Below are 24,376 nucleotides of genomic sequence, written 5' to 3' on the forward strand. Positions count from 1 at the left end.
CTAATAAATTAGCTGGCCTTTTTAATGGGTGTTGCTTGCTGGTCCAGGGAAGACAACAAGCAACTGAGTTACGCAAACTTAGAAGGTGTAACGTGCACCGACTGCGTAACGTGGACCGTATTGACGTGCGAACAGGAACTGCTCTTCGTAGCGTCCGTAACCTTCTTCGGTTTCGTTGTTGAGGTTAATACCTTCAAAGAATACCGTTAGCTTTTCAGTCACGTCATAGTTAACACTTAAGTCCCACTGTCCATAAGACTTAGCGAACTGTGGTGGCGCATCAGAAGAGCCCTGTGCCTGACCAACACCAATCAGGTAGCTATCACGCCACGCGTATGTAGCGCGGATAGACCAACCATCTTTCTCGTAGAATGCTTGGAAGTTAGCTGAGTCACTTAAGCCTGTAAGCGGTGCTTGCTGCTCAAGGCTGGTTACGTCAAAACGAACATCGCCATCGACGAACGTTGCGTTAGCAGCTAAACCAAATCCGGAACGTCCAAAGAGGTGTTGCGCCGCAATTTCGAAACCGTCGACGCTCTTACTATCGGTGTTGCTTGGGCGACTGATGCTCCAAACAATTAAAGGGTCATCTGCATTTGGCTCAATAGCACCATCCGCATTACCGTAACCATTGGCTATCATTTGCTCAAAGATTGCAGTACTGGTGGCTTGCTCACCGCGCGCTTCAACATCAGCGACAGCTTGCTGATAGCGAGGCCCTTCAAAGATGTCACGCAAACCTTCTACCGTCGTTTCGGTGATGGTGGTTTGAACAAAGTTATCAACATCCTTCTTAAAGTAACCAACCGATGCATAGCTACCTTCGCCATAATAATATTCAATGGCTAAGTCGAGGTTGGTTGACTCAAATGGCAACAGGTTAGGGTTACCTGAGCTACCTGTGCGAGCACCCGGTTTTGGACTTGCTGATAAACTTCGACCACCGGCTAATGCGCCTAATGGTGCACGAGAGATGGTTTTGCCTGTTGAGAAGCGACCAATCAATTGATCAGTAAAGTTGACCTTCAAATCGAGCATTGGCAAGAACACGTCGTGTTCACCGGTTTGCGTCAAGAAAGTCGCATCACCTTCTTCATACTGCATGATCCACTCTGAAGCACTGACCCAGTTGACTTGCTGTTCAACTCGTTGACGCACTGTACTGGTAACATCCGTTGTTTCATAACGAACGCCGACATTGAGCTCGGTTGGAAACGCACCGAGCGAGAATTCCCATGATGTCTGCAAGAAGATGGCATCTGTTTTCTCACGCACGTAGCTTTGGCTATCAATACCGTCATAGTAGGCATCGGCTACAAACTCATCAGCACCCATGAGATCTTCGGTTAGATAAGCCACATGACGCGCAAGCGCTTCGTTGTAATCGTAGGTGTAATAATAGTTTTGTGCGAGGTCAGAACCGCCACCTTCAAATTCGTCTAGGAAACCACTGGTGTCATGGTATTCGAACATACCGTCTGGGAATATTTCGGCGAAACTAGGACTGAATCCGGGCCCACCGCGTAAACCACTCCAAGCTTCGTAACCGCTCATATCTTGATCGGTGCGTGAAATACCCGCTTTCACAGAGACCAGAGGAATATCCAACACCGAATTATACCAAGTACCTTCAATCTGATACTGTTTTACGTTGGATTCGCCTGGAGAGTGGATGAATTGACCAAAGTTAGAGCCAATTTCGTTGGGTGCTAGCACCGAAGTCCCATTGTTCCAAAGTACGCTCGCTTGCGGAATTTCGCCGTTGCGATAGTCGTAGAATTTGGTTTGCAACTGGTCAGAACCCATAATGATTTGACCATTTGAACCGAGACCGGGATCGGCACCGTTGTCGATGCTGTTGCTTGAGTCATGGGCATCGACCCAAAGTCTAAAGTCGGGCGTGATGTCCCATGTCAGGTTTAAACCGACGGAGTCCGCCTCGATTTCAGTGGTATCCCAGTTTGCGGTAAATGAGGCATCATTACCTGCGATATCGGCATAAACCGCTGTACCGTTCTCATCTAAGATATAGGAATTGATGTTACCACCAAATTCGTTCCAAATACCCCAGCCAAAGCCGACGCGACCCGACGTTCGGCGTGAACCGGTGTAGTCGGCAGTCAGTACCATGGTATCGGTCGGTGCAAACTGTAGCGTCACTTGACCGTTAGTACGTTCGTTTTGAACGTCGGTAAAGCCATAGTTCATATCTTTAGGAAAGAAGTGGTTGCCGATACGCTCACCATCCTCGCCGATGGGGCGAGGATCAACATAGTCCCCTTCGTCAAGGTCAGGTAAACCGACATTCGCCTGCCAACCTTGTATATTGGCGTACTGTTGGCGGAAGTCACGGCGTTGCTGGGAAACCGAGAAAGCGATACCGAACGTATCATCGGCAAACGTATTACTGTACACCGCAGCCAGTTCTGGCGTCACGCTATCGCCTTTTTCGACTGAGCTATCGTGCAGGGCTTTGCCCATGATTACGAACTTTTGTCCTGAGTGCTGGAATGGGCGAGTAGTAACAATATTTACCGTTGCTCCTAAACCACCACTGGGTGTATCAGCCCGTGCAGTTTTATACACTTCAAGTGCTGTAACTCCCTCAGACGAAAGGGCTTCCATATTGTAAGAACGACTAAAGCCAGTACCTGGCATTTGCCGGCCATTGAGGGTGATCAAGTTAAACTCTGGGCCAAAACCACGTACGGTTATTTGGCTACCTTCGCCATCATTTCGACTCACCGAGACACCGGTAATACGCTGCAGTGATTCTGCCAAGTTGGTATCTGGGAATTTACCCATTTCCTCAGCAGAAATTGCGTCGACAACACCGCTTGACTGGCGTTTAAAGTCAGTTGAGCGTGCTAAGCTACCGCGAATACCACTGACATTAATGACTTCAATGGATTCTTCTTTGGCTTTTTCTTCGTTATCTTGTCCTTGATCTTGCGCATATACAGGAAACGCCAGACCCGCGGTCAGTACGAGTGACACTGCCGTCGCAACAGGACTTATGCTAAACGTCATTGGTTTTTTCATTGTTCTATCCATTTCTGTTTGTCGTACTGCTTAGAAGTTATCGATGACTAAGTTATCGACTTGATACTCAGCACCGAGCGACTGACCCCAGGTCGGGAAAATCATAATGGTTTTGATATCGCTAATATCTAAACCTGCGTCAAACAGTGATTGCAGGGTAAAGTTATAAGTCGCCCATTCACCTGCTATTGGCTCTTCGCCGTAGTTACCGCTGGCCAGAGGCACTTCCACGAATATTTTGCTATCGCTCGATTCAACTTTAAATAACCACTGTGCGTCAGCACCTTCCGGCTGACTCATAACTCGCATATCAAAACTGATTGCACCGTTAGCTAACATCGCTGAAGCGTCAAAAGAAACCTCGTCCTTCGCTTGGAAGCCAAGTACCGTCTCAGGGGTACTTTGAATGACGAACTCAGTGACTTGTCCATGGTCATCGCCACTATCGACGACACCAGGTTTGGAACCGGCACAGCAATCAAACAGGTTCCAGTCTTCATTCAAGGACTCTTCAAATATCGCCAAACCTTCTTGCCCAGCACTAGGATTATAAATGCGTGCCTCATCAACACGATAGACAGCGCCTTCACCGGTGTCCCAAGCTGGGTACATCATGACAACGTCAATGGCTGAGAGGTCAAAACCTTGATTGGCGAGTTCTTGCAAACTAAAGGTATAAGTTTGCCATTCACCCACGACCGGCTCTGCGCCACCACTACCCTCAGTAAGGTCAAGTTCAAGTGCTGATTTCGCGTTGTTGGATTCAATTTTGAATTTCCAAACAGAGTCAGGGTTAGAGGGTGACTCGACGACTTTTAAATCGAACTGAACCACACCTTCGACCATTAGGGCGCTCGCATCAAACTTGATACCTGAATCTTCGGGTGGCTTAAAGCCCAATACTGCGGGTTCAGCGCCAACAGAAAACTCCGCGACATTGCCACGTTCTTCATCAGTAACAACAACGGGTGTCGTACCGCCACAACAATCCCACATGGGCCAGTCAGGGTTTTCGCTGTCACCGAATAAAACCAGTTCAGGCGATGCCGCTTCTGGTGATACGATCTCGGCGTTAGTAACGAGATATTCAGCACCATTACCCATATCCCATGTCGGGAAGATCATTAACACATCGATTGCTGAGGCTTCTTTTAAGCCGGCGTCGACCAATGCTTTAATTGGGAAGGTATAAGTTTGCCATTCGCCGACTGTTGGAGCGACACCTTCTTCGCTCGCAGTTAGCGGCAGCTGTCCTGCGTATTGACCGTCATTGTTTTCAACCTTGAACAGCCATTCTGCGCTGCCGTTACTGGGTGGCGTTACCACTTTTAAGTCAAAGGTGAAATAGCCTGAATCGATGATTTGTGAAGCATCGTAAGGTTGTGGCGAAACGGTTTCGTCTTCAATAAACGCTTCGCGACTTACAAAGCCATTTACAGTCGGTGTTTCGTTGACCACAAACTTGTAAACATCACCTTTGTCGGCATCACTGACCAATTCGGGTGTTGAACCACCACAGCAATCCCATGCAGGCCATGCTGGATTAGGCGTGCCGTCAAAAATGGTTAACGTGTCGGGGATAGTTGTACTTGGAGGTACTGGAATAGGGGCTTTACCTGTGACAAGGGTTTCTTCGTCTTTATAACCTGCACGAACGGTTTCACAACCTTTACCCGTATCCGGATTTTGTGAGCATTGGAATACGCGAATATAGTCGATTTCTAATGTTTGACCTTCTGCGAAAGCGCTTTCATCTATGCCCGTGTTATTCGTATTTTCTGGCCAGTCTCCGCCGACAGCGAGATTCATGATGAGGTAAAAACGTTGGTCAAATGGCTCAGGACCATAGGCAACTTCTAGCTCACCTGTACTCTGATTATAAAACTCGGTATACCAACCTTGATGATTCAAACCAATGGCTTCACCTTTGCTGTTATAGCGAACCGTGGACTCCATTTGAGTTGCATACAGATAATCGTCTACGTACCAACGAATTTCGCCTTCTTGCCATTCGATAGCATAGGTGTGGAAAGCATCTGCTGGATTACCTTCTACAGCGTATGACTTACCCGAAGAATCGTTATCAGGCCATTCGCTACCATAGTGAAGGGTACCGTGGACATTGTTCTCAACGTTACCTTCTTCGTCGGTCGTTTTGAGGTTAACGGCTTCGACAATATCGATTTCGCCAGATTTCGGCCAAGTACCATAGACTGAATCGGTTGGCATCATCCAGACTGCGGGCCAACTACCTTGCCCGGACGGCATTTTTGCACGTACTTCGATACGGCCGTACTTGAAGTCTCCTTTCATTTTGCTGTTTAAACGTGCTGATGTATATGGTTTCTCAGCACCTTCTCCAGCGGGCAGGGCAACTATTTTCAAAGTATCGTCGGAAACATACGCATTGTCAGGACTGTCGGTGTAGCATTGTTGCTCATTATTGCCGCCACCTTGGCAGTTGACTTCAAAGTTCCATTTACGTTCGTCAATACTGTTACCGTCGAACTCGTCACTCCAAACAAGTTCCCAGTCCTCAACGGGAGCAGTAGTATCAATTTGGGTGTAGTCAGTGTTGGTTTCGACACTGTCGCCACCACACCCCACTAAGCCGAGCGCTACGAGCGCTGCGGCAATAGGGCGTATTTTTGTTGTTATCGGGTTCATAATTGAATTCCTGATTCATCGTTCTTGTTGTACGGCTGCGTATAAAATGTAAGCGCTTTCACAAATTAGAACAAAAAATTAACAACGTCAATGTGTGGTATCAACTTCTTGTTTAGAATTTGTGACAACCTTTTTGGACGCCGCATTCATCAGAGCTATTGTATTATCAAGCATACGATTACTAAAGCCCCATTCATTGTCGTACCACGCCATCACTTTAACTAATCGTCCATTGACCCGAGTTTGGCGCGCATCAAAAATACTCGAATGATCATTATGATTGTAGTCAGAGGAAACCAAAGGTAACTCGTTGATCGTCAAGACCTGGCTCATAGGCGCTTGGTTTGTAGCGGCTTTAACGATAGCGTTCACCTCTTCTACGGTTGTATCACGTGCTGCGATAAAGTTGAGGTCCACTAAAGACACATTCGGGGTCGGGACACGCACAGCCAAACCATCAAAACGACCCTGTAACTCGGGAATAACGAGTCCAACCGCGGCAGCTGCGCCTGTTTTTGATGGAATCATGTTTTGTGCAGCTGCTCGGGCACGTTGTAAGTCGCTGTGATAGGAGTCAGTTAAGCGCTGATCGTTAGTGTATGCATGCACGGTGGTCATCAAACCGGACTCAATACCCAGGGATTCGTGCAGTATTTTCGCCACCGGTGCCAAACAGTTAGTTGTGCAGGAGGCGTTCGAAATAATATCCATGTCTGCTGTTAGTATTTCATCATTAACACCGAACACGACGGTCGCATCAACGTTTTTGCCTGGTGCAGAGATAATTACTTTTTTTGCGCCAGCATCAATGTGTGCTTTGGCTTTATCGCGTTCCGTGAATAAGCCTGTACATTCTAGTACAACATCAATGTTTAGTGCCTGCCAGGGTAGCTGGCTCGGATCACGCTCAGCGTAAACACTTACAGTATGGCTATCTATCGACAAGCTATCGATGCCAGCTTCCACTTGTGCAGCAAATCGACCGTGAACCGTGTCAAATTGAAGCAGATGTGCAAGTACATCGGGTGAGCCAAGGTCGTTAATCGCGACGAGCTCGATATGGTCAGTCAGACCTCGTTCATAAAGAGCGCGTACAATATTTTTTCCGATTCGTCCAAAACCATTAATTGCTATACGAATGGGCATAACTACTCCTAACTATTCTTTTGTTGTGGTTTGTTTGCTGTAACGGGAGCCCTTGAGACCCTCTTTTACACGCGCGAGTTTTTCTCTAAATTTAGGGCCTCGTTGCAATGTGTAACCGGCAATGATCGCGTCAATTAGTACCAACTGAGCGATACGAGAGGCCATTGGCATATATTGGTCGGTATCTTCGGGCACGTTTGTCGACACAGTAAATTGACAGTTTTCGGATAGCGGGCTATTCGGTGCCGTTATACCGATGACCGTTGCCTTGTTGTTGTGTGCTATGGCGGCTATTTCACAGAGTGCCTTGGTGCGGCCCGTGTGGCTTATGCAAACAAGGACGTCATTAGGTTCGCTATTAATAGCCCACATACGTTGGACCAGTGGATCATCTGAAAACACCGATGGCGTATCAAATCGGGCAAATTTGTTCTGTGCGTCGTGGGCGACAGAGGCGGACGCACCGAAACCAAAAAATGCGATTTTTCGAGCACTCACCATGGCTTCAACGGTGGCAGCAATAGGGCGGCTATCCAGCGACTGCCGCGCAATACTCAACGCATTTAATGTTGAGTCAAAAATCTTCTGTGTGATTTGATCAACATTGTCGTTCTCTTCGATATCGCGGTTCACGTACGGCGTACCTTGCGCCAGACTTTGTGCTAGCTGTAACTTAAAGTCAGGATAGCCTTTGCATCCCAAGCGACGACAAAATCGATTGACGGTCGGTTCGCTGACACCCGCCAGAGCCGCCAAACTGGCAATGCTTCGGTGGATGGCTTGCTCGGGCTCATGCAAAATCAGCGCAGCCACTTTGCGTTCAGACTTGCTGAACTGACTCTGCTCTGACGAGATACGGTTAATCAAATCCATATGTTTTACGACTCATTATGTAATTTAGTTACGAAATTATTTGTTATATTGACAAAGTTATCACCCTTAAACTAGTCTAAATGTAGTAAAGTTACAAAAACAAGCAACTAAAATTAATCGAGGCATGCATGACAGACAGTTTGCAACGCAGTGATTTAGTGTTATTCGGGGTGCTGGGTGACCTGTCACGGCGCAAATTAATTCCTGCGCTTTTTCAATTAGATCGCAGTGGGTTATTGCATCAAGAGAGTAAAATTATTGGTGTCGCCAGAGAGGAATTAAGTGCCAGCCAGTTTGAAGAGCGCGTTAAGGATACGCTGCAAACGTTTGTGTCTAACGATGAGTTAGTTGACGATGTATTGGCACGTTTTTGTAAGCGCTTTCATTATGTTGAAATGGATTTTTCTCAAGATGAAGCTTACCAAGCACTCAAAGCCTCGACCTCCGATGAAGTCGATCGCGTGTTTTATCTCGCTACGCCACCTAGTCTGTATGCCACTATTTGCGCCGGCTTAAGCCGCCAGTCACTGATTCATGACAGTACGCGGGTTATTCTGGAAAAACCTATCGGTCACAATTTAGCTTCTTCACAAACGATTAACCAAGCGGTGGCGCAGTACTTTCAAGAGAGTCAAATCTATCGAATCGACCATTACCTCGGTAAAGAAACCGTATTAAATTTGCTCGCGCTACGTTTTGCCAATGCACTATTTGCTTCCAACTGGGACAACTCGGCTATTGACCATATTCAGATTACGGCTGCCGAGAAAGTGGGTGTCGAAGGGCGTTGGAGCTATTACGATGACGCGGGTCAGTTACGTGATATGGTGCAGAATCATCTACTGCAAGTGCTCTCGCTCATTGCAATGGAGCCACCCTCTCGGCTTGATGCAGAGAGTATTCGTGAGGAGAAGTTAAAGGTCTTGAAAGCTCTACGACCGATTGATACGTCAAACTGCAAAGATGTTTCGGTACGAGGTCAGTATCAAGGTGGTTTTATCGGTGAGCAAAAAGTACCGGGTTATTTGCAGGAAGAGGGCGCTCGCGAGAATAGCGATACAGAAACCTTTGTCGCCCTAAAAGTCAATATTGATAACTGGCGTTGGTCAGGCGTTCCATTCTATTTGCGTACAGGCAAGCGCATGCCAGAAAAACGCAGTGAAGTCGTCATTACATTTAAGAAACAGCCTCACAACATCTTTAGCGATACAACCGCAGATTTACAGCCAAACAAATTGGTTATTCGCCTCCAACCCGACGAAGGTGTGGAAGTGCAAATGTTGAATAAGATCCCGGGTCTTGGCAAACAAATGCACCTAAAGGCGACCACACTGGATTTAAGTTTTGATGAAACGTTCGAGAAAAAGCGTATTGCCGATGCTTATGAGCGACTCATGCTCGAGGCAATGCAGGGTAACCAATACCTATTTGTGCACCGTGACGAGGTCGAGTATGCATGGCGTTGGGTCGATGGCATTCTCGCTGCATGGGAACAAAATGAACAGCCGCCAAAACCTTATCACGCAGGCACCTGGGGACCTGTATCCGCCGTTTCTTTATTAGCGCATGACGGAAGACAGTGGGATGAATAAAATAGAGGGAATCAACGTGAATACTTTTGATAGTAACCAAGCATTATCGAGTTCATTAAGCGATCGTATCGCAGAAATTCTTGCGTGCGCCATCGAACAAAAGGGCGAAGCGACCTTAGTGGTATCCGGTGGACGCACACCGAAACCTTTATTTTCTGAGCTTAATGAACAGTCTATTGATTGGTCAAAGGTTACTATATTGTTAGCTGATGAACGCTGGGTGTTACCCGATTCAGACGACAGCAACGATAAGCTGATAAAAACTTGTTTATTGAAGAATAAAGCGGCTGCTGCTAAGTACGTCAGTCTTTTTACAGGTCATGAACATGCTGAAAATGCTGCTAAAGCATTAGAAACCAGAATAGCGAGTTTACCCACATTTGACGTGGTCGTGTTGGGCATGGGTAACGACGGGCATACCGCTTCACTCTTTCCATGTTGCGAGCAACTTGAAGCTGGGCTAACTCAGCCGCAGGCACTGATTGCGACGCAGCCAACAACGGCACCTTATACACGACTGAGTTTAACCAAACAGCGCCTGTTGAACAGTCATAATGTGTTTTTTCACATTACGGGCGATGATAAATGGTCGGTATTGCAAACAGCGCTCGAGCAACCTGATCCGAAAAAATATCCGATTAGTGATTTTGTTCACGCGGGAACAACGCCTATTAATGTTTACTATTCAGCCGCGTAAGAGGTGCTTATGAATCCGGTAGTAGAACGCGTAACGCAGCGTATTGAAGCGCGCAGCGAAGCAACACGTCACGCATATCAGGAGCGCATGAAACATGCGCGACGCAAAGGTCCACACCGTAGCGCTTTGTCATGCGGTAATTTAGCGCATGGATTTGCTGCTTGTGGTCAATCGGACAAAAGTGAGCTGCGCAGCTTGACGAAAGCAAATATTGGTATCGTGACAGCGTATAACGATATGCTATCAGCTCACCAGCCTTACCATGATTATCCGGAAAAGCTAAAAAAGGCGATTCGTGATGTTGGCAGCGTCGCACAAGTCGCCGGCGGTGTGCCCGCTATGTGTGACGGGGTTACGCAAGGACAACCGGGCATGGAGTTGAGCCTACTGAGTCGCGACGTCATTGCCATGGCAACCGCTGTGAGTTTGTCACACAACATGTTTGATGGCGGCTTGATGCTTGGCATTTGCGATAAGATCGTACCCGGTCTATTGATCGCTGCATTGAGCTTTGGTCATATGCCATTTATTTTCGTACCTGCAGGTCCCATGCCGTCGGGTATTTCTAATAAAGAAAAGGCGCGTATCCGCGAGCTTTATGCGGAAGGTAAAGTTGATAAGGAACAGTTACTTGACGCTGAATCTGCATCTTATCACTCGGCGGGAACGTGCACGTTTTACGGCACCGCCAACTCGAATCAGCTGGTCATTGAGATGATGGGGTTGCACCTGCCCGGTGCTTCGTTCGTGAATCCTGGCAGTGAACTGCGTGAGCAATTGACTCGTGCCGCTGCGCAGCACGTCACGCGTATCACCGATCTGGGAGCCGATTATCGGCCTATCGGCGAAATTGTGACGGCTAAGACTATCGTAAACGGGATCATTGGTCTGTTGGCAACAGGCGGCTCGACCAATCACACCATGCACCTTGTAGCGGTAGCAAAAGCCGCAGGTTATCAAGTCGATTGGAATGATTTCGCTGAGTTATCATCCGTTACGCCGTTATTGACACGAATATATCCTAATGGACAAGCGGATATTAATCACTTTCAACGCGCCGGCGGTATGCCGTTCTTAATTCGTGAACTATTGCGAGCCGGTTTATTACATAACGACGTTGAGACGGTTGTCGGCCACGGGCTCGACAAATATCAGCAGCGCCCAACGCTCACCGAAGAAGGGCAGCTGACCTGGGTCGATATTGCTGAAGAATCGCTCGACGAAGACGTTTTACGACCGCACACCCAAGCATTCAATAAGCATGGAGGCTTAGAGGTCCTGTCTGGTAACTTGGGCCGTGCGGTCATCAAAACATCCTCTCTACCTGAGGGCATCAAACCGATCACTGCACCGGCAGCGGTGTTTACCAGCCAGCATGAACTGGTTGATGCATTCAAAGCGGATAAGCTCAACAAAGATTGTGTAGTCGTTGTGCGTTATCAAGGACCCAAAGCCAACGGTATGCCTGAGCTGCATAAGCTAACGCCATCACTGAGTGTTCTACAAAAGCGCGGTTACCACGTGGCTTTAGTCACGGATGGGCGTATGTCAGGCGCATCAGGGACAGTGCCTGCGGCTATCCACGTAACGCCCGAAGCGGTCGATGGAGGGGTGATCGCGAAGATCAAGGATGGTGACTTGGTTAGCGTTGACTTTGAAAATGCCCGTTTAGAGGTGCTTGTTGACGAGAATGAACTCAATGCGCGTGATATAGTCGCGCCAGACTTATCAGAATATCAATTTGGCATGGGACGAGAGTTGTTTGGCAACTTTCGAGCTAATTTGAGTGGCGCTGAGTCAGGCGCATCCGTGCTCTTTAGGGAAGATCAGTAAATGGTAAATGACTCACAACTCGACCTAAGCACGGAATTTGCCGTGGTCGCAGATATTGGTGGTACCAATGCGCGTTTCGGTCGTATCAACTTAAAAACCTTTGAACTCGATCGCATACAAGTGTTTCCTTGTGCGGATTATTTGAATCTAACTGATGCGCTCATTGCTTATCGTGAGCAACAAGACGTTGCGTTAGAACATGTAGCGATTGCCATTGCTTGTCCAGCAGAGGGTGACTCGATTCAAATGACTAACCACCACTGGCAGTTTTCCGTGCGTGGTACGCGTGAAGCACTGGGATTAACCAGTTTTATCGTATTAAACGATTTTGCGGCCGCTGCGATGAGCTTGCTGACACTCGATAAAAGCGAGATGAAGAAAATCGGCGGCGGTAAAAAGGTGGAAACGGCTCCCTGTGCTGTACTTGGCGCAGGTACCGGTCTCGGTGTGGGACATTTGGTGCACATGCCTAACGGTGATGTAATGCCGTTGCCGGGTGAGGGCGGGCATGCCGATTGGGCACCACTTAATGAAAAGGAGTGGGCGATTCACGAATTTCTGGCACGTCGTTTTGATGGTCGGGTATCAGCAGAACGTCTTCTTTCCGGCCCCGGCATTGAAAACCTTTATCAAGCCATTGCGCACTACCACGACAGAGCAGTACCGCCGTTGCGCGCGAAGACAATTGGAGCGCGCGCTTTAACTAACTGCGATGCGATAGCGACAGAGACCGTCAATCAGTTTTTTGCCAGCCTGGGTAGTTTTGCGGGCAACCTTGCGCTCACGCTTAACACTCGCGGCGGTGTGTATATCGCAGGGGGCGTGGTACCCAAACTATTGCCACTCATGGCCGCTTCCGAATTTAGAACACGATTTGAACAAAAAGGTCGTTTCTGTAATTTAGCCGAGTCGATTCCCTGTTATGTGATAACCGCCGAACATGCGGGCATGCGCGGCGTGGCACAGTACTTAAAACAAACATTGCGTAAAGCACCAGCGACAGCTGATATCGATTGAGGACTCTAATGAACTATTCTGCTAACGATATTCTTAATGCGTCAAGCGTTATTCCAGTCATTGTCATTGATGACATTCAACAGGCTGTGCCGCTCGGGAGAACACTTTGTAAGCAAGGCTTTAAAGTGTTGGAAGTGACCTTAAGGACGACCGCTGCGTTGCACGCGATTGAGGAAATGCGCCGCGAGCTACCCGATGCTATTGTTGGCGCGGGTACCGTCACAAACATCACTCAGCTTACCCAAGTGGAAACGGCCGGCGCACAATTTGCGATAAGTCCAGGTGCCACGCCCGCTTTATTAGAGGCAGGCAAGGGCGCTGATATTCCATTGATTCCCGGCATTGCAACCGTATCTGAATTAATGATGGGGATCGAGTACGGCTATGATCGGTTTAAGTTGTTTCCGGCTGAAGCCGTTGGCGGCGTAAAATTATTGAAATCGATTCATGGACCGTTCCCTGACATTCGCTTTTGCCCCACAGGCGGTATCAACGAGAGCAACTACCAAGACTACCTCGCGTTACCTAACGTAAGTTGCGTGGGTGGCTCATGGATCATGCCTAAGTAATGTTGCAACTGGGTTATCTGTATTCCAGGTAACCCACATCTATTGACCCTTCCTATTGCATGGGCAACCTACGAACCGCTACTATAAGGTACGCTTTTGCCCTATTCGTCAACCAAGGACGCATTCATGCCCGCCGATACTCAATTAACGGTCAAACAAGCCCAACAAATTGCTAAGTTACAGACTCAATTTAATCAGGGCCTCGATGCACACTGGCCGATAGCGCCAAAACTGGTCCGTGATGATTTCGCGGCTGTCATTGTGGAGCTTGGTGAACGCTATGAACACCTTGGCTACAAGTGGTGGAAAAAGCAAACCGTCGACCACGCCCAAGCCAATATGGAGTTGATCGATGTGCTGCACTTCGCGGTGTCTGACGTTATCGAAATTTTGGTAGAAGATGACAGTGCCAGTCCCGTTGAGACAGCCGCACTTAAGCTCGCTGAAGCGAGTATTCGCGCACATGCTGATGAAGCTCGAGACGCCCGGTGGTTGTTGCGTCATACTGCGTTAGAAGGACGCCCAGACTTAAACCGTCCGTTGTGCTTTGGTAATGAATCATTGACGCAACTATTTAGCATGTTATATCAAGCCTACGGTACTGCAGAAGCGGTTTATATCAGTTACGTAGGGAAAAATGCGCTGAATCATGTGCGCCAACAACGGGGCTATAGAGAGGGCAGTTACATTAAGATGTGGCGAGAGGAGGAGGATAACCAAGTGATGATGCGTTTGCTACTCGACAGTGCTGACATCCTGAAAAGTGACTCGCCGCTTGACGATGCAATATCTCTTTTACTCAATTACTATGACACCCATGTTGCGTAGGTCGCGCATCATACGCGATTAACCCAGCACTATGGGCGCGTGCCATGACATTTTGGAAACCGCTTGCAACCCCAAAAAGATTCGCCCCTATTGGGTCCACGACGGGCTATGCGTTTTACCATAGGCCCTTCACACTTGGGACAAACCTGTGTGGTTGGACGTGTGTTTGGGCTTGGGGGAAATCTAACAGCGGCTTTTTCGCGTTGTCGCACAAATCGATGGAAGGTTTCGCCATCGATAATATGTATGGGTTTTCCCTTTGCGAAAATGTGCGCGTCATGCGTCAGCTCGCCAGACGTTACGATAAAGCCACCAGCGGCGCCTTCTGCTATGACAACACCAAATAGTTCCCTTACGACTGAAACAGGTACTTTGCGATATTTCCACTGTTTACATTGCACCAAATACAACTGACCGTTTCGTTCGATCCTTAAATCAATTCCACCATCTGGTCCAGTAGGTGTTGGCTTCACATGATAGCCCTCGCGGCTAAAAAATTCGCCAACGAGTTGTTCAAAATGCTCCCAATCCACAGTTTTTAATACGGCAGGTTCGGACGATTGGATAACACGTTCATAGCGTTGTTGGTTCGATAAAGCGTTTATTAATGAAACGATACTGGCCAAAATTAGAAGTGCAGGGAGCGCAAATTGCAATAGAGGTAACAGCAGTTGCCCCATGAAGTGGGCCATATAAGCGGTCATGCTGGTGGGATCATTAATGTCTATTTCAACGGTACCCCATGTATGCGACTGAACAATGAGATTGATACTAAAGTAGGTAATGGGGGCAAGAAAAAGACTGATATACCAAGGCCAAGTTGAGAATAAGTCGAGCAACCCCTCGATTAATGATTTACTTCTACGTGGCATCACGGTTCCTCGCTACCGTTAACTCAACGTCTATAGAACTCACATTGCAGATAACATGCAAGCGAATCGCTATGACATTTAAAGGATACTTATTTTTAACATCGTGCTATGAATATATATTTGTGTCGCACTTAAATCAATAGATTCGTCAAGTGCCCTGTCTATTTTCTCGGCTTCAGCGTATTTTATTTGTTAAACAGTTCTGCGTGAATTACGATAACGGTGCTCACCATCATAACTTATGTACAAGGACTTTCTCGCTTGTCATTACAACAAAAATACAATGACATTAATTGGCTAACAGGGCAGTTTAGGGATTCACGGCTCGAAGCAAGCTATCGCGACTCGATAAAATTACGGGTTAGGCATGACTCTCGCTTAGCACTGATGCTGGTTTCCCTTATTTTCGCGATGTTTGCTGTCACCGATTATAATCTGCTCGGTCATTCAACTGATTTTTATACCTTAATATCGATGCGAGTGGTCGTGGTTTCAAGTTGTGTCGTGTTGGCATTAATTCTTGGACGGGTCGGTAGTTTTTCTCGAAAACCACTTCTACATGCCTTGCCGTTATGGGTTCTTGCCGCGGGTATTATCTCGATTGTCCCATTAAGACCCGAAAGCCTTTATACTCAAATTACGGCGGTTGTTGTCGCCATCATGGCATTCTATTTACTCATTCCAAGTCTATTAACCATTGCCAGTTGGGCGAGTGGATTTCTCAGTGTTGGATTTATAGTAGCTTCAGTGGCCTATGCCGACGTATCCGCACCTACTGCTACGCGTCTCGTTCTTCTTCTTATCATGGCGAATATTGTCGGTTATTGCGCGTTGTTAAGACTTGAAATACTCCAACGTAAGCAGTTTTCTTTATTAAATGAAGAGCGCGACCAGAATTTAGCCTTGCAACAAGAAGTAGAACACCGAAAGTCTCTCGAAGCACAGTTAAGAAGATTAGCCGAACGGGATACCTTAACCGAGCTTGATACGCGTAGCCATTTCATTAAACGTGCTGAAGCTTTATTAGAAAGAGCTTTACGCGAAAACACGGCATTTTGCTTACTTATGATAGATGTCGATCACTTCAAGCAAATTAATGATACTTGGGGTCATACGCGGGGTGATGAGGTACTTAAGCAGGTTGCTAAAACCATTCGTCAATCGCTTCGACGTGTCGATTTGGTTGGTCGTTTTGGTGGTGAAGAGTTTATCGTGGCGATGCCGAACACGCACCATAAAGAGGCGGTCAAGTTAGCTAAGCGATTAACTTCCAATATCAACGCAATCGAGTTACCACCCCCGCTCAACCAAGTTTCGGTCAGTATCACAGTCGGTCTCGCAATGAAAGGCAATGAGCGCAGCTTGGATCTGCTCATTCAGCGCGCTGATGAGATGCTTTACAAAGGAAAGCGAAACGGTCGAAATCGAGTTGAGTTGGCGCGCTGAGAGACTCTTCCACAATAATTGATTCGCATGTCAAATAAACTTGACTTTATTCTTTGTATGTCTACTATGGTAAAGTGTATTTTACATTATGACGTGTTTTATTTACTTTACTGAATGGAGAACAAAAATGACTGAACGTAACGAATGGCAGCAACAGCAGTGCCGATCGAATAAGTTACTGGCGGTTTGGACAGGGTTATGGGTACTGACACTGGCGTTGTCGAGCTTTGGACCACAACAATGGTGGGAAAGCGCGACAATGACCTATTTAGCTACGGTGGTAAATATTATTATGGGCGCTGCCATGATATGGGCGAACAAACGCCACTTAGACCATCAAGACGAGCTACAACGAAAAGTTCAACTCGAGGCCATGAGTTTAGCGCTTGGCATCAGTGTTGTTTTAGGCCTTGCGGCGACATCTCTAACGCAAAATAGCTTGTTGGGCTTTGATTTTGAGATTTCACACTTGATGATGGTACTCGGCGTCACTTATATTGTTGCGCTTTTATTAGGGATGAGGAAATACCAATGAAAAACCGACTCAAAGTGTTAAGGGCTGAGAGAAACTGGACTCAGAATGATCTTGCGCAAGCACTGTCGGTTTCGCGTCAAACAATCAACGCGATTGAAACAGGGAAGTTTGACCCGAGTTTACCGCTGGCATTTAAAATTGCCAAGGTATTTCAATGCTCTATTGAAGACATTTTTTTTGACGAGTAGTCGGTTGTACAGCCGCCTGCGATGAACACGCAAGCGGCTGAACTATTATAGTTTGACCAGTAATTTACCTTGGTTCTCACCACTTAGAAACATGTTAAGTCCTTCAATCGCAGACTCTAAGCCTTCAAGCACGTGAGCCCGATATTTGATATCGCCATTTGTCACGTAAGGCGTTAATTGTTTCAGTAAGGTCGGGATTTGATCAAAATGGTCAGGCATCGTGAAGCCCTGAATTGTCAGTCGCTTCTTAATGATTGGAATCCAGCTCGGTCCAGGGCTTGGTTGCTCTTTATCGTAATCCGCAATCATGCCACAGACAACAATGCGTCCATGTGCATTCATGCGTCCCATGACCGCATGTTGAATCGGACCGCCGGTATTCTCAAAATAGAGGTCAATGCCATTAGGCGTTAATTCAGCTAACTTGGCGGGAATATCATCAGTCTTGTAGTTGACTGCGCCGTCAAACCCAAGTTCGTTAACAATCCACTCTGCTTTTTCGTCTGAACCGACTACGCCAATAACCGAGAGGCCATCGGCTTTAGCCATTTGACCGACAATCGAGCCGACGGAGCCGGCTGCGCCTGTGACTACCAACGTTTCACCTTGTTTGGGTTTTCCCACGTTTAATAGACCTTGTGTTGCGGTAAGGCCGGGAAGAGCAAACACCGAAAGCACCATTTCATCGGGCGCATCTGTTTGCACTTTATTAATTCCTTGACCATCGCTAAGCGCATACTCCTGCCAGCCCATCATTCCCATGACACGATCGCCTTCGGCAAAATCAGGGTGTTTACTTGCAACGACTTCACCGACACCTGAACTGCGCATCACAGAGCCGAGTTCAACCGGTGGAATATAACTTTCTTTGTCTGGGCTCATCCAGCCAAACATGGCGGGATCCAATGACATGTGGGTTTGTTTAATCAGTATTTGACCGTCGTCGACGCTGGGACGATCGAGTTCAACGATCTCGAAAATATCCTTGGAGACAGGACCAGGCTGAGGACGTTTGACTAGTTTAATTGCTTTATATTGGCTCATGAAGCTCCTCGCTACAGGTAAGTGTACTGACGATGCAGATTAACTATGTGCGAAACTTACGAATAGAGCAACTTGAGCGGATCAGAGGGTATAAAAATAAAAATTGTTAAATTTAAGGAAGTGGTGCGTCCGAGTAGACTCGAACTACCGACCTCTGCCATGTCAAGGCAGCGCTCTAACCAACTGAGCTACGGACGCACTGTTTGGGGTTGTCGTGAAGACGGGCGCTATATTATTGATTTGAAGTTAAGCATGCAAGTACTTTTTTATCGGATAGCGTGTGTTTGCTTGTTAAATCACCAAAGTGTACGAAATTTAGCGTCCAGCCTTAAATCCACATGCTTCAAAAAACTGTTGCCAGGGTTGGACGAAAGACTTAGTTGCTTGCGTTAACCGCGCGTCGTAAAGGGCCCATTGATTTAAATAGTGTTTAAGCTCAGGTTGCGGCGCTTTCATTGCAAGCGTGTTTAATGCCTCGCTAAAACGTTGGTACTGGCGTTGTATATCTGCTAAGTCGCCTTGCGTTTGTTTGATAAAAACTGAAATAAAGGCGCTATGTAAACGGTGAGCGCGCTCGGGTATACCTTTCGATAAGCAACCGGCAGGCTGAGCAAGGTTATCGAGTTGCAAGGAAAATTGCGTGAGTAAAACAGAGTACTCAGCGATGCTTCGCATCAGTTGAGGCAAGTAGTTTTCTTGCGCCAAGACTTTTAAGGGCTCATTAAGGTCAACGGCTGTATTTGGCTCCTCAAGCCATGAAGTGACCGCATTCAACGCATTTATACTGTGACTAAATTCAGTGTCGGAAATGGTTACTAATGGCGTTGCAGCCATCGTTAGCGCGTGCCTGAGTCCTTTGTCCGTTGCAAGCGCGCGTGCCAGACGAGCAGACGTTGTGTCGCTCAGTTGCTGCGCAGCGGTAATGAGCTCAGCTGCAAAAGCTTCTGACTGCGGTGACTTAGCACATTGTCTGAGCGCTTTAATGAGGCTTTGATCATCTTGAAAACGAGAGAATCCATCATCAAGGCGACCTAATGCACTGTTACGCTCAGCAATCAGTTGACCCGCGCGACAATGATTCAGTTGCAGCGCTGTTAAAAAGCGCATGGTGGGTGTTGACGCAGTCGGCTTGAGGACGCGAACGTCAGGTAACTGTGGCGGTCGGGGCTCGAATGTGAGCGGCGTTAATTCAATATCTAAGGTAAAGGCTACGCGCTCGTGTAGATCGTGCAAACTGGATACAGTCGAGGGCTGCGAACAACCTACCAACGAAACTAATAAAATTGCCACTGTCCATGCGTTGACACAACGCTTTGGCTGGAGTCGCGTAAATAAAAGCTTTAAACTGGTCAGTATTGTGTTGTCAACTAAGGACATAAGCTAAATGTTCACAGGTATTGTTCAAACCAAAGCCAAAGTGGAATCGCTGACTGATAAAAGCGATTTTCGTCATTTGACCGTCTCAGTTGAGCCGCACCATCTTGATGGCGTTCAACTGGGGGCCAGTATAGCGATAAACGGTGTTTGCTTAACAGTGGTTCACTTTGATGAGACACAGGTTTCATTTGATGTGATCGATGAAACGCTGCGGCTGACTAACCTAGGCGAACTAAAAGTAGGCTCGGAGGTTAACTTCGAACGCTCGTTGCGGGTTGGCGATGAAATGGGCGGTCACTACGTATCAGGGCACATTCATTGCACCGCTTCGATCCTTGATATTGAAGTCAGTGAACATAATTGGTCAGCTTGGTTGTCGTTACCGCAAGCTCAAGTACCTTATTTGTTCGCGAAGGGCTTTATTGCCGTGAATGGTGCGAGTTTGACGGTTGGGCAGGTACAGGGTAATAAGTTTAGTTTGCACCTTATTCCCGAAACATTGCGTTTAACGAACTTGGCTGCACTGAAGCCAGGCGATAATGTGAACATTGAAATGGACCAACAAACTATCACGACTGTCACAACGGTGGAACGCGTCCTCGCTGCACGCGGTCAATAGAATTGTTCATCGTTGCCGTCGACCCTTAAACGAGTTTGGGCATTAATGGGGTCCACGGTGAGCTGGATATGAATCAGATCACCGCAGGCTGAACATTCTTCTTGATAATCCTGATTGCCGTTACTGGTATCTACGCCGAGTTGCGTGGTATGCCCGCAGTGGGGGCAACGAACGATGGTATGGGTCAGGTCTTCCTCGTGCATAACGGACACCGTTTGGTTTTTTCGTATAGCCTTAATTATAGAAAGAGAATCGCAATACCACCTAATGATACCAGTGCGCCGAACAGCGAACGCACGGTAATCTTTTGTTTTTTCAATAAAGAAATTGGAATTAAAAAAAGTGGTGCAGTGGACAGAAGTGTTTGTGTTAAACCCGGATTAATATGTGCAATAGATAGCTGCTGTAACCAAATCGCTAAAAAGGTCCCAAAAAAGATAGCACCCAGCAGTGGCAGTGGGTTAATGGCTCGGCACTGGCGAAAAATGGCTTGAAAAGCGTGGCGTTGTGATATTCCAACAATCAGCGCTAATAGAATAGAACCGGCGGCAAGGCGAATAAATGCCGCACTGAGCGGATCAATGACATCATTTTGTAATACCGAAAAAGCCATTACCAGCCCAGTTGCTTGACAGAGCGCAGCACCACAGCCAAACAGGATTCCGCTGATGGATAGCGTCGGCTGCTGATTAGGCGCACGTTCGGTGATGACCAACAAAACACCCAACAAAGTCACGAACGCGCCGATAATTTCGATACCTGAAAGACCGTCGTTTAAAAATAACCAAGCCATAAACGCAGCTAGCGGTGGCGCTAAGTATTCGAGTAGCATGGCGTGCCAGGGGCCCAAACGGCGCAATGCGGCAAAATGGCAGCTGTCGCCTACGGTAATACCAATTACTCCGCTGAGGGCGAGTAACCAGAGCCCTGCACTAAATACCAACGGTGCGCCAAACAGGGCACTCATACCGAATAGCAACGGACTGGCAATTGCGCCTTTGATGAGATTCATTTGTAACGCCGAAAAGTGTGCACCGGCGCGATGATAAAGTATCGAAGCCACTGCCCAAAAAGCGGCTGCTGTTAACGCTGCTAGCTGCCCCCAAACACTCGCTAGATCCATGTGTTACCCTTGCTCTCACAAAAAGCCTGCATTATAGTGTGGGTTTACGTTCGATGGTACCGAACGTAAACAATTTCGTATGGTTCGACAAAGAATCGATGTTAGCGCATGTGGCACTTGGTAGGTGTCACCACTGTAGAAAGGAAGTTTCATGCCTGTAATCACTCTCCCTGACGGTAGTCAACGCGAATTTGATCAACCTGTATCTATTATGGATGTGGCTCAAGATATTGGTGCTGGCTTAGCTAAAGCCACCGTGGCAGGTCGTATTGACGGGGAACTCGTCGATGCCTGTGAAATGATTGAGCACGATGCGCGTATTGAGATCGTGACACCGAAAGATGATGACGGTGTACATATTATTCGTCATTCCTGTGCTCACTTATTAGGCCATGCGTTTAAGCAATTATGGCCGGACGCAAAAATGGCGATAGGTCCAGTCATCGATAATGGCTTCTATTACGATGTTGACGTTGATCACACCTTAACGCAGGACGATCTCGATAAACTTGAACAACGCATGAAAGAACTCGCGAAAACCGAGTATCAGGTCATCAAGAAGAAAGTCAGCTGGCAAGAAGCGCGTGAAACGTTTGTCGAGCGCCATGAACCATACAAAGTCGAAATTCTCGACGAAGATATTCCAACGGACGCTAAGCCGGGTCTTTACCACCACGAAGAATACATTGATATGTGCCGTGGACCACACGTGCCAACGATGAAATTCTGCCAACATTTTAAAGTGATGAAAATGGCGGGCGCATACTGGCGTGGTAACTCAGATAACAAGATGTTGCAGCGTGTGTACGGTACTGCGTGGGCGGATAAAAAACAGTTAAAAGCGTATCTGCAACGTTTAGAAGAGGCCGAAAAACGCGACCACCGTAAAATTGGTAAGGCGCAAGACCTGTTCCACTGGCAAGAAGAAGCGCCAGGCATGGTATTTTGGCATCATAATGGCTGGACCATTTTCCGCGAACTCGAAGACTTTGTGCGTGAGAAACTACGCGAATACCAATACCAAGAAGTTAAAGGTCCGATGATGATGGACCGTGTATTGTGGGAAAAGTCCGGTCATTGGGAGAAATTTTCAGACCTGATGTTTACGACATCATCGGAAAACCGCGAGTACGCGGTAAAACCAATGAACTGCCCAGGTCACGTACAGATCTTTAACCAAGGCCTTAAGTCTTATCGTGATCTGCCATTACGTATGGCAGAGTTTGGTTCGTGTCACCGGAATGAACCTTCAGGTGCGTTGCACGGGCTGATGCGTGTACGTGGCTTCACACAAGACGATGCGCACGTTTTTTGTACTGAAGATCAGGTGCAAGAAGAAGTCGCTGCGTGTATCAAAATGGTCTACGAAACATACGAAACGTTTGGTTTCGATAAGATCGATGTGAAGCTTTCAACACGCCCAGAAAAACGTCTCGGCGATGATGCAACCTGGGATCGCAGTGAAAAAGCTTTAGCCGATGCCTTGAAAGCACATGATATCGACTTCACCTATTTACCCGGTGAAGGCGCATTTTATGGTCCTAAAATTGAATTTACTTTATTCGATTGCTTAGGTCGTGCGTGGCAGTGTGGTACAATACAGTTAGATTTCGCCTTACCAGGTCGTTTAAATGCGACCTACGTAGGTGAAGATAACGATCGCCATACGCCTGTAATGATTCACCGAGCCATTCTTGGTTCACTTGAACGTTTTATGGGCATTCTTATTGAAGAGTATGCGGGGAATTTCCCGTTGTGGCTTGCACCGACGCAAGTTGTGTTGATGAATATTACCGATAATCAACGCGATTACGTCAATAAAGTAGTGAAATCCCTGAATGAAAAGGGAATTCGTGCATCAGCCGACTTGAGAAATGAGAAGATAGGCTTTAAAATCCGAGAACACACTTTAAAACGTGTTCCCTATTTGCTAGTTGTCGGCGACAAAGAAGTCGAGGCTGGCGAGGTTGCGGTTCGTACTCGTAGCGGTGAAGACTTAGGTAAGTTTCCGCTCGAACAGTTTGTTGAGCAGTTACAAGCAGAAGTGCGTACACGCAAAATCAATTAATTAGTTTGGAGGAATAAACCATTAAAGGCGGAAAAAGAACTCAGAAAAGCGCTGACAAAAATCGTATCAATGACGAAATTCGTGTTAATGAAGTTCGCTTAATTGGCACGGAAGGTGAACAGATCGGTATTGTAAGTATCAATGAAGCTCTTGAAGCAGCAGAGGATGCTGGTGTTGATTTGGTCGAAATGAGTCCAAATGCTGAGCCACCTGTCTGCCGCCTTATGGATTACGGTAAGTTTCTCTACGAAAAGAGTAAAGACCAGAAAGAGCAGAAGAAAAAGCAGAAACAGATTCAGGTTAAGGAAGTCAAATTCCGACCTGGCACAGATGAGGGCGACTACCAGGTAAAACTGCGCAACCTGCGTCGTTTCCTCGAGGGAGGTGACAAAACTAAAGTCACTATCCGTTTCCGTGGCCGGGAAATGGCACACCAAGAGTTGGGTATTGAGCTGCTAACTCGTATTAAAGACGATTTAGACGAAATCTCAACTGTTGAGTCGTTCCCTAGAAGGGCCGAAGGTCGCCAGATGATTATGGTTCTGGCACCGGCTAAGAAGTGATTGTGGTACACAAGTAGTTCAGCCTCGGTTGAACTCACCCTGTCACACTTTTAATCAACAATGCGGAGTTTTATTTCATGCCAAAAATGAAATCAAACAAGGGCGCGTCAAAGCGCTTTAAAAAGACTGCTTCAGGCGGTTACAAGTGCAAGCAATCTCACTTGCGTCACATTCTGACTAAGAAGACACCTAAGCGTAAGCGTCAGCTTCGCGCGAAGAGCATGGTCCACGAGGCCGACGTCAAATTAGTCGATCGTATGTTACCATACGCGTAAGG

The 24,376-nt window shown here is 47.2% G+C and carries 22 protein-coding genes and 1 tRNA gene; 13 read left to right on the forward strand and 10 right to left on the reverse strand.

The window, feature by feature from the left end:
• Nucleotides 1-78: 78 nt before the first annotated feature.
• The 4 genes from AC3AP5_RS04455 to hexR all read right to left on the reverse strand — a co-directional run bounded on the left by AC3AP5_RS04455 (nucleotide 79) and on the right by hexR (nucleotide 7,728).
• Complete coding sequence (locus AC3AP5_RS04455; protein WP_006955419.1) at nucleotides 79-3,042, reverse strand: TonB-dependent receptor; 2,964 nt, start codon at nucleotides 3,040-3,042, stop codon at nucleotides 79-81.
• A 30-nt stretch (nucleotides 3,043-3,072) separates the two neighbouring features.
• Nucleotides 3,073-5,709: a glycoside hydrolase family 16 protein gene (locus AC3AP5_RS04460; protein WP_487327086.1), complete on the reverse strand. Its 2,637-nt coding sequence runs from the start codon at nucleotides 5,707-5,709 to the stop codon at nucleotides 3,073-3,075.
• A gap of 87 nt (nucleotides 5,710-5,796) precedes the next feature.
• The gene (gap, locus tag AC3AP5_RS04465) at nucleotides 5,797-6,855 is read right to left on the reverse strand and encodes a type I glyceraldehyde-3-phosphate dehydrogenase (RefSeq protein WP_487327087.1); all 1,059 of its coding nucleotides are present in this window, start codon (nucleotides 6,853-6,855) and stop codon (nucleotides 5,797-5,799) included.
• A 12-nt stretch (nucleotides 6,856-6,867) separates the two neighbouring features.
• Nucleotides 6,868-7,728, reverse strand: coding sequence for a transcriptional regulator HexR (gene hexR, locus AC3AP5_RS04470; protein WP_006955416.1), 861 nt, complete (start codon nucleotides 7,726-7,728; stop codon nucleotides 6,868-6,870).
• Between the two features lie 128 nt (nucleotides 7,729-7,856).
• Between hexR and zwf the strand changes: the two genes are divergently transcribed.
• The 6 genes from zwf (at nucleotide 7,857) to AC3AP5_RS04500 (ending at nucleotide 14,264) form a co-directional block, all read left to right on the forward strand.
• Nucleotides 7,857-9,320: a glucose-6-phosphate dehydrogenase gene (gene zwf, locus AC3AP5_RS04475; protein ID WP_006955415.1), complete on the forward strand. Its 1,464-nt coding sequence runs from the start codon at nucleotides 7,857-7,859 to the stop codon at nucleotides 9,318-9,320.
• Nucleotides 9,313-10,017: a 6-phosphogluconolactonase gene (gene pgl, locus AC3AP5_RS04480; protein WP_286682299.1), complete on the forward strand. Its 705-nt coding sequence runs from the start codon at nucleotides 9,313-9,315 to the stop codon at nucleotides 10,015-10,017. Before zwf ends, pgl begins: the two co-directional genes overlap by 8 nt.
• 9 nt (nucleotides 10,018-10,026) lie before the next feature.
• Complete coding sequence (gene edd, locus AC3AP5_RS04485; protein WP_286682298.1) at nucleotides 10,027-11,850, forward strand: phosphogluconate dehydratase; 1,824 nt, start codon at nucleotides 10,027-10,029, stop codon at nucleotides 11,848-11,850.
• Nucleotides 11,851-12,867 (forward strand): glucokinase, encoded by a 1,017-nt coding sequence (gene glk / locus AC3AP5_RS04490; RefSeq protein WP_272977501.1) that lies wholly within the window; start codon nucleotides 11,851-11,853, stop codon nucleotides 12,865-12,867.
• Between the two features lie 8 nt (nucleotides 12,868-12,875).
• Nucleotides 12,876-13,436 carry a bifunctional 4-hydroxy-2-oxoglutarate aldolase/2-dehydro-3-deoxy-phosphogluconate aldolase gene (locus tag AC3AP5_RS04495; protein WP_487327088.1) on the forward strand — a complete coding sequence of 187 codons (561 nt, stop codon included), beginning with the start codon at nucleotides 12,876-12,878 and terminating at the stop codon, nucleotides 13,434-13,436.
• A 126-nt stretch (nucleotides 13,437-13,562) separates the two neighbouring features.
• Nucleotides 13,563-14,264 (forward strand): dUTP diphosphatase, encoded by a 702-nt coding sequence (locus AC3AP5_RS04500; protein ID WP_487327089.1) that lies wholly within the window; start codon nucleotides 13,563-13,565, stop codon nucleotides 14,262-14,264.
• Nucleotides 14,265-14,293: 29 nt separating this feature from the next.
• On the opposite strand, the gene AC3AP5_RS04505 is transcribed toward AC3AP5_RS04500, so the two are convergent.
• A complete protein-coding gene (locus tag AC3AP5_RS04505; protein WP_006955409.1) occupies nucleotides 14,294-15,136 on the reverse strand; it encodes a restriction endonuclease in 843 nt (280 codons plus the stop codon).
• Nucleotides 15,137-15,397: 261 nt separating this feature from the next.
• Here AC3AP5_RS04505 and AC3AP5_RS04510 point away from each other — a divergent pair, with 261 nt between their 5' ends.
• From AC3AP5_RS04510 to AC3AP5_RS04520, 3 genes are all read left to right on the forward strand, one after another.
• Complete coding sequence (locus AC3AP5_RS04510) at nucleotides 15,398-16,582, forward strand: GGDEF domain-containing protein (protein WP_487327090.1); 1,185 nt, start codon at nucleotides 15,398-15,400, stop codon at nucleotides 16,580-16,582.
• 127 nt (nucleotides 16,583-16,709) lie between these two features.
• Complete coding sequence (locus AC3AP5_RS04515; protein WP_487327091.1) at nucleotides 16,710-17,117, forward strand: hypothetical protein; 408 nt, start codon at nucleotides 16,710-16,712, stop codon at nucleotides 17,115-17,117.
• Complete coding sequence (locus AC3AP5_RS04520; protein ID WP_071462655.1) at nucleotides 17,114-17,305, forward strand: helix-turn-helix transcriptional regulator; 192 nt, start codon at nucleotides 17,114-17,116, stop codon at nucleotides 17,303-17,305. Before AC3AP5_RS04515 ends, AC3AP5_RS04520 begins: the two co-directional genes overlap by 4 nt.
• A gap of 45 nt (nucleotides 17,306-17,350) precedes the next feature.
• Here the strand turns inward: AC3AP5_RS04520 and AC3AP5_RS04525 are convergent, their stop codons facing one another.
• The 3 genes from AC3AP5_RS04525 to AC3AP5_RS04535 form a co-directional block, all read right to left on the reverse strand.
• Nucleotides 17,351-18,349 carry an NADP-dependent oxidoreductase gene (locus AC3AP5_RS04525; protein ID WP_286682294.1) on the reverse strand — a complete coding sequence of 333 codons (999 nt, stop codon included), beginning with the start codon at nucleotides 18,347-18,349 and terminating at the stop codon, nucleotides 17,351-17,353.
• 121 nt (nucleotides 18,350-18,470) lie between these two features.
• Nucleotides 18,471-18,547: transfer RNA gene (locus AC3AP5_RS04530), tRNA-Val, on the reverse strand.
• 117 nt (nucleotides 18,548-18,664) lie between these two features.
• The gene (locus AC3AP5_RS04535; protein ID WP_487327092.1) at nucleotides 18,665-19,639 is read right to left on the reverse strand and encodes a DUF3080 family protein; all 975 of its coding nucleotides are present in this window, start codon (nucleotides 19,637-19,639) and stop codon (nucleotides 18,665-18,667) included.
• Nucleotides 19,640-19,733: 94 nt separating this feature from the next.
• Between AC3AP5_RS04535 and AC3AP5_RS04540 the strand changes: the two genes are divergently transcribed.
• Nucleotides 19,734-20,345: a riboflavin synthase subunit alpha gene (locus AC3AP5_RS04540; protein WP_487327093.1), complete on the forward strand. Its 612-nt coding sequence runs from the start codon at nucleotides 19,734-19,736 to the stop codon at nucleotides 20,343-20,345.
• Here AC3AP5_RS04540 and AC3AP5_RS04545 read toward each other — a convergent pair.
• Complete coding sequence (locus AC3AP5_RS04545; RefSeq protein WP_286682318.1) at nucleotides 20,339-20,548, reverse strand: CPXCG motif-containing cysteine-rich protein; 210 nt, start codon at nucleotides 20,546-20,548, stop codon at nucleotides 20,339-20,341. The two genes, AC3AP5_RS04540 and AC3AP5_RS04545, sit on opposite strands and share 7 nt — an antisense overlap.
• A 35-nt stretch (nucleotides 20,549-20,583) precedes the next feature.
• Nucleotides 20,584-21,468 (reverse strand): DMT family transporter, encoded by an 885-nt coding sequence (locus tag AC3AP5_RS04550; RefSeq protein WP_487327094.1) that lies wholly within the window; start codon nucleotides 21,466-21,468, stop codon nucleotides 20,584-20,586.
• 151 nt (nucleotides 21,469-21,619) lie between these two features.
• Here AC3AP5_RS04550 and thrS point away from each other — a divergent pair, with 151 nt between their 5' ends.
• The 3 genes from thrS (at nucleotide 21,620) to rpmI (ending at nucleotide 24,374) form a co-directional block, all read left to right on the forward strand.
• On the forward strand, nucleotides 21,620-23,536 hold the full coding sequence (gene thrS / locus AC3AP5_RS04555; protein ID WP_071462661.1) for a threonine--tRNA ligase: 1,917 nt from the start codon (nucleotides 21,620-21,622) through the stop codon (nucleotides 23,534-23,536).
• A gap of 20 nt (nucleotides 23,537-23,556) precedes the next feature.
• On the forward strand, nucleotides 23,557-24,099 hold the full coding sequence (gene infC, locus AC3AP5_RS04560) for a translation initiation factor IF-3 (RefSeq protein ID WP_083405017.1): 543 nt from the start codon (nucleotides 23,557-23,559) through the stop codon (nucleotides 24,097-24,099).
• A gap of 77 nt (nucleotides 24,100-24,176) precedes the next feature.
• A complete protein-coding gene (rpmI, locus tag AC3AP5_RS04565) occupies nucleotides 24,177-24,374 on the forward strand; it encodes a 50S ribosomal protein L35 (protein WP_006955398.1) in 198 nt (65 codons plus the stop codon).
• The last annotated feature ends 2 nt before the right edge of the window (nucleotides 24,375-24,376 follow it).

It is taken from the genome of Idiomarina sp. D18 (assembly GCF_057748155.1).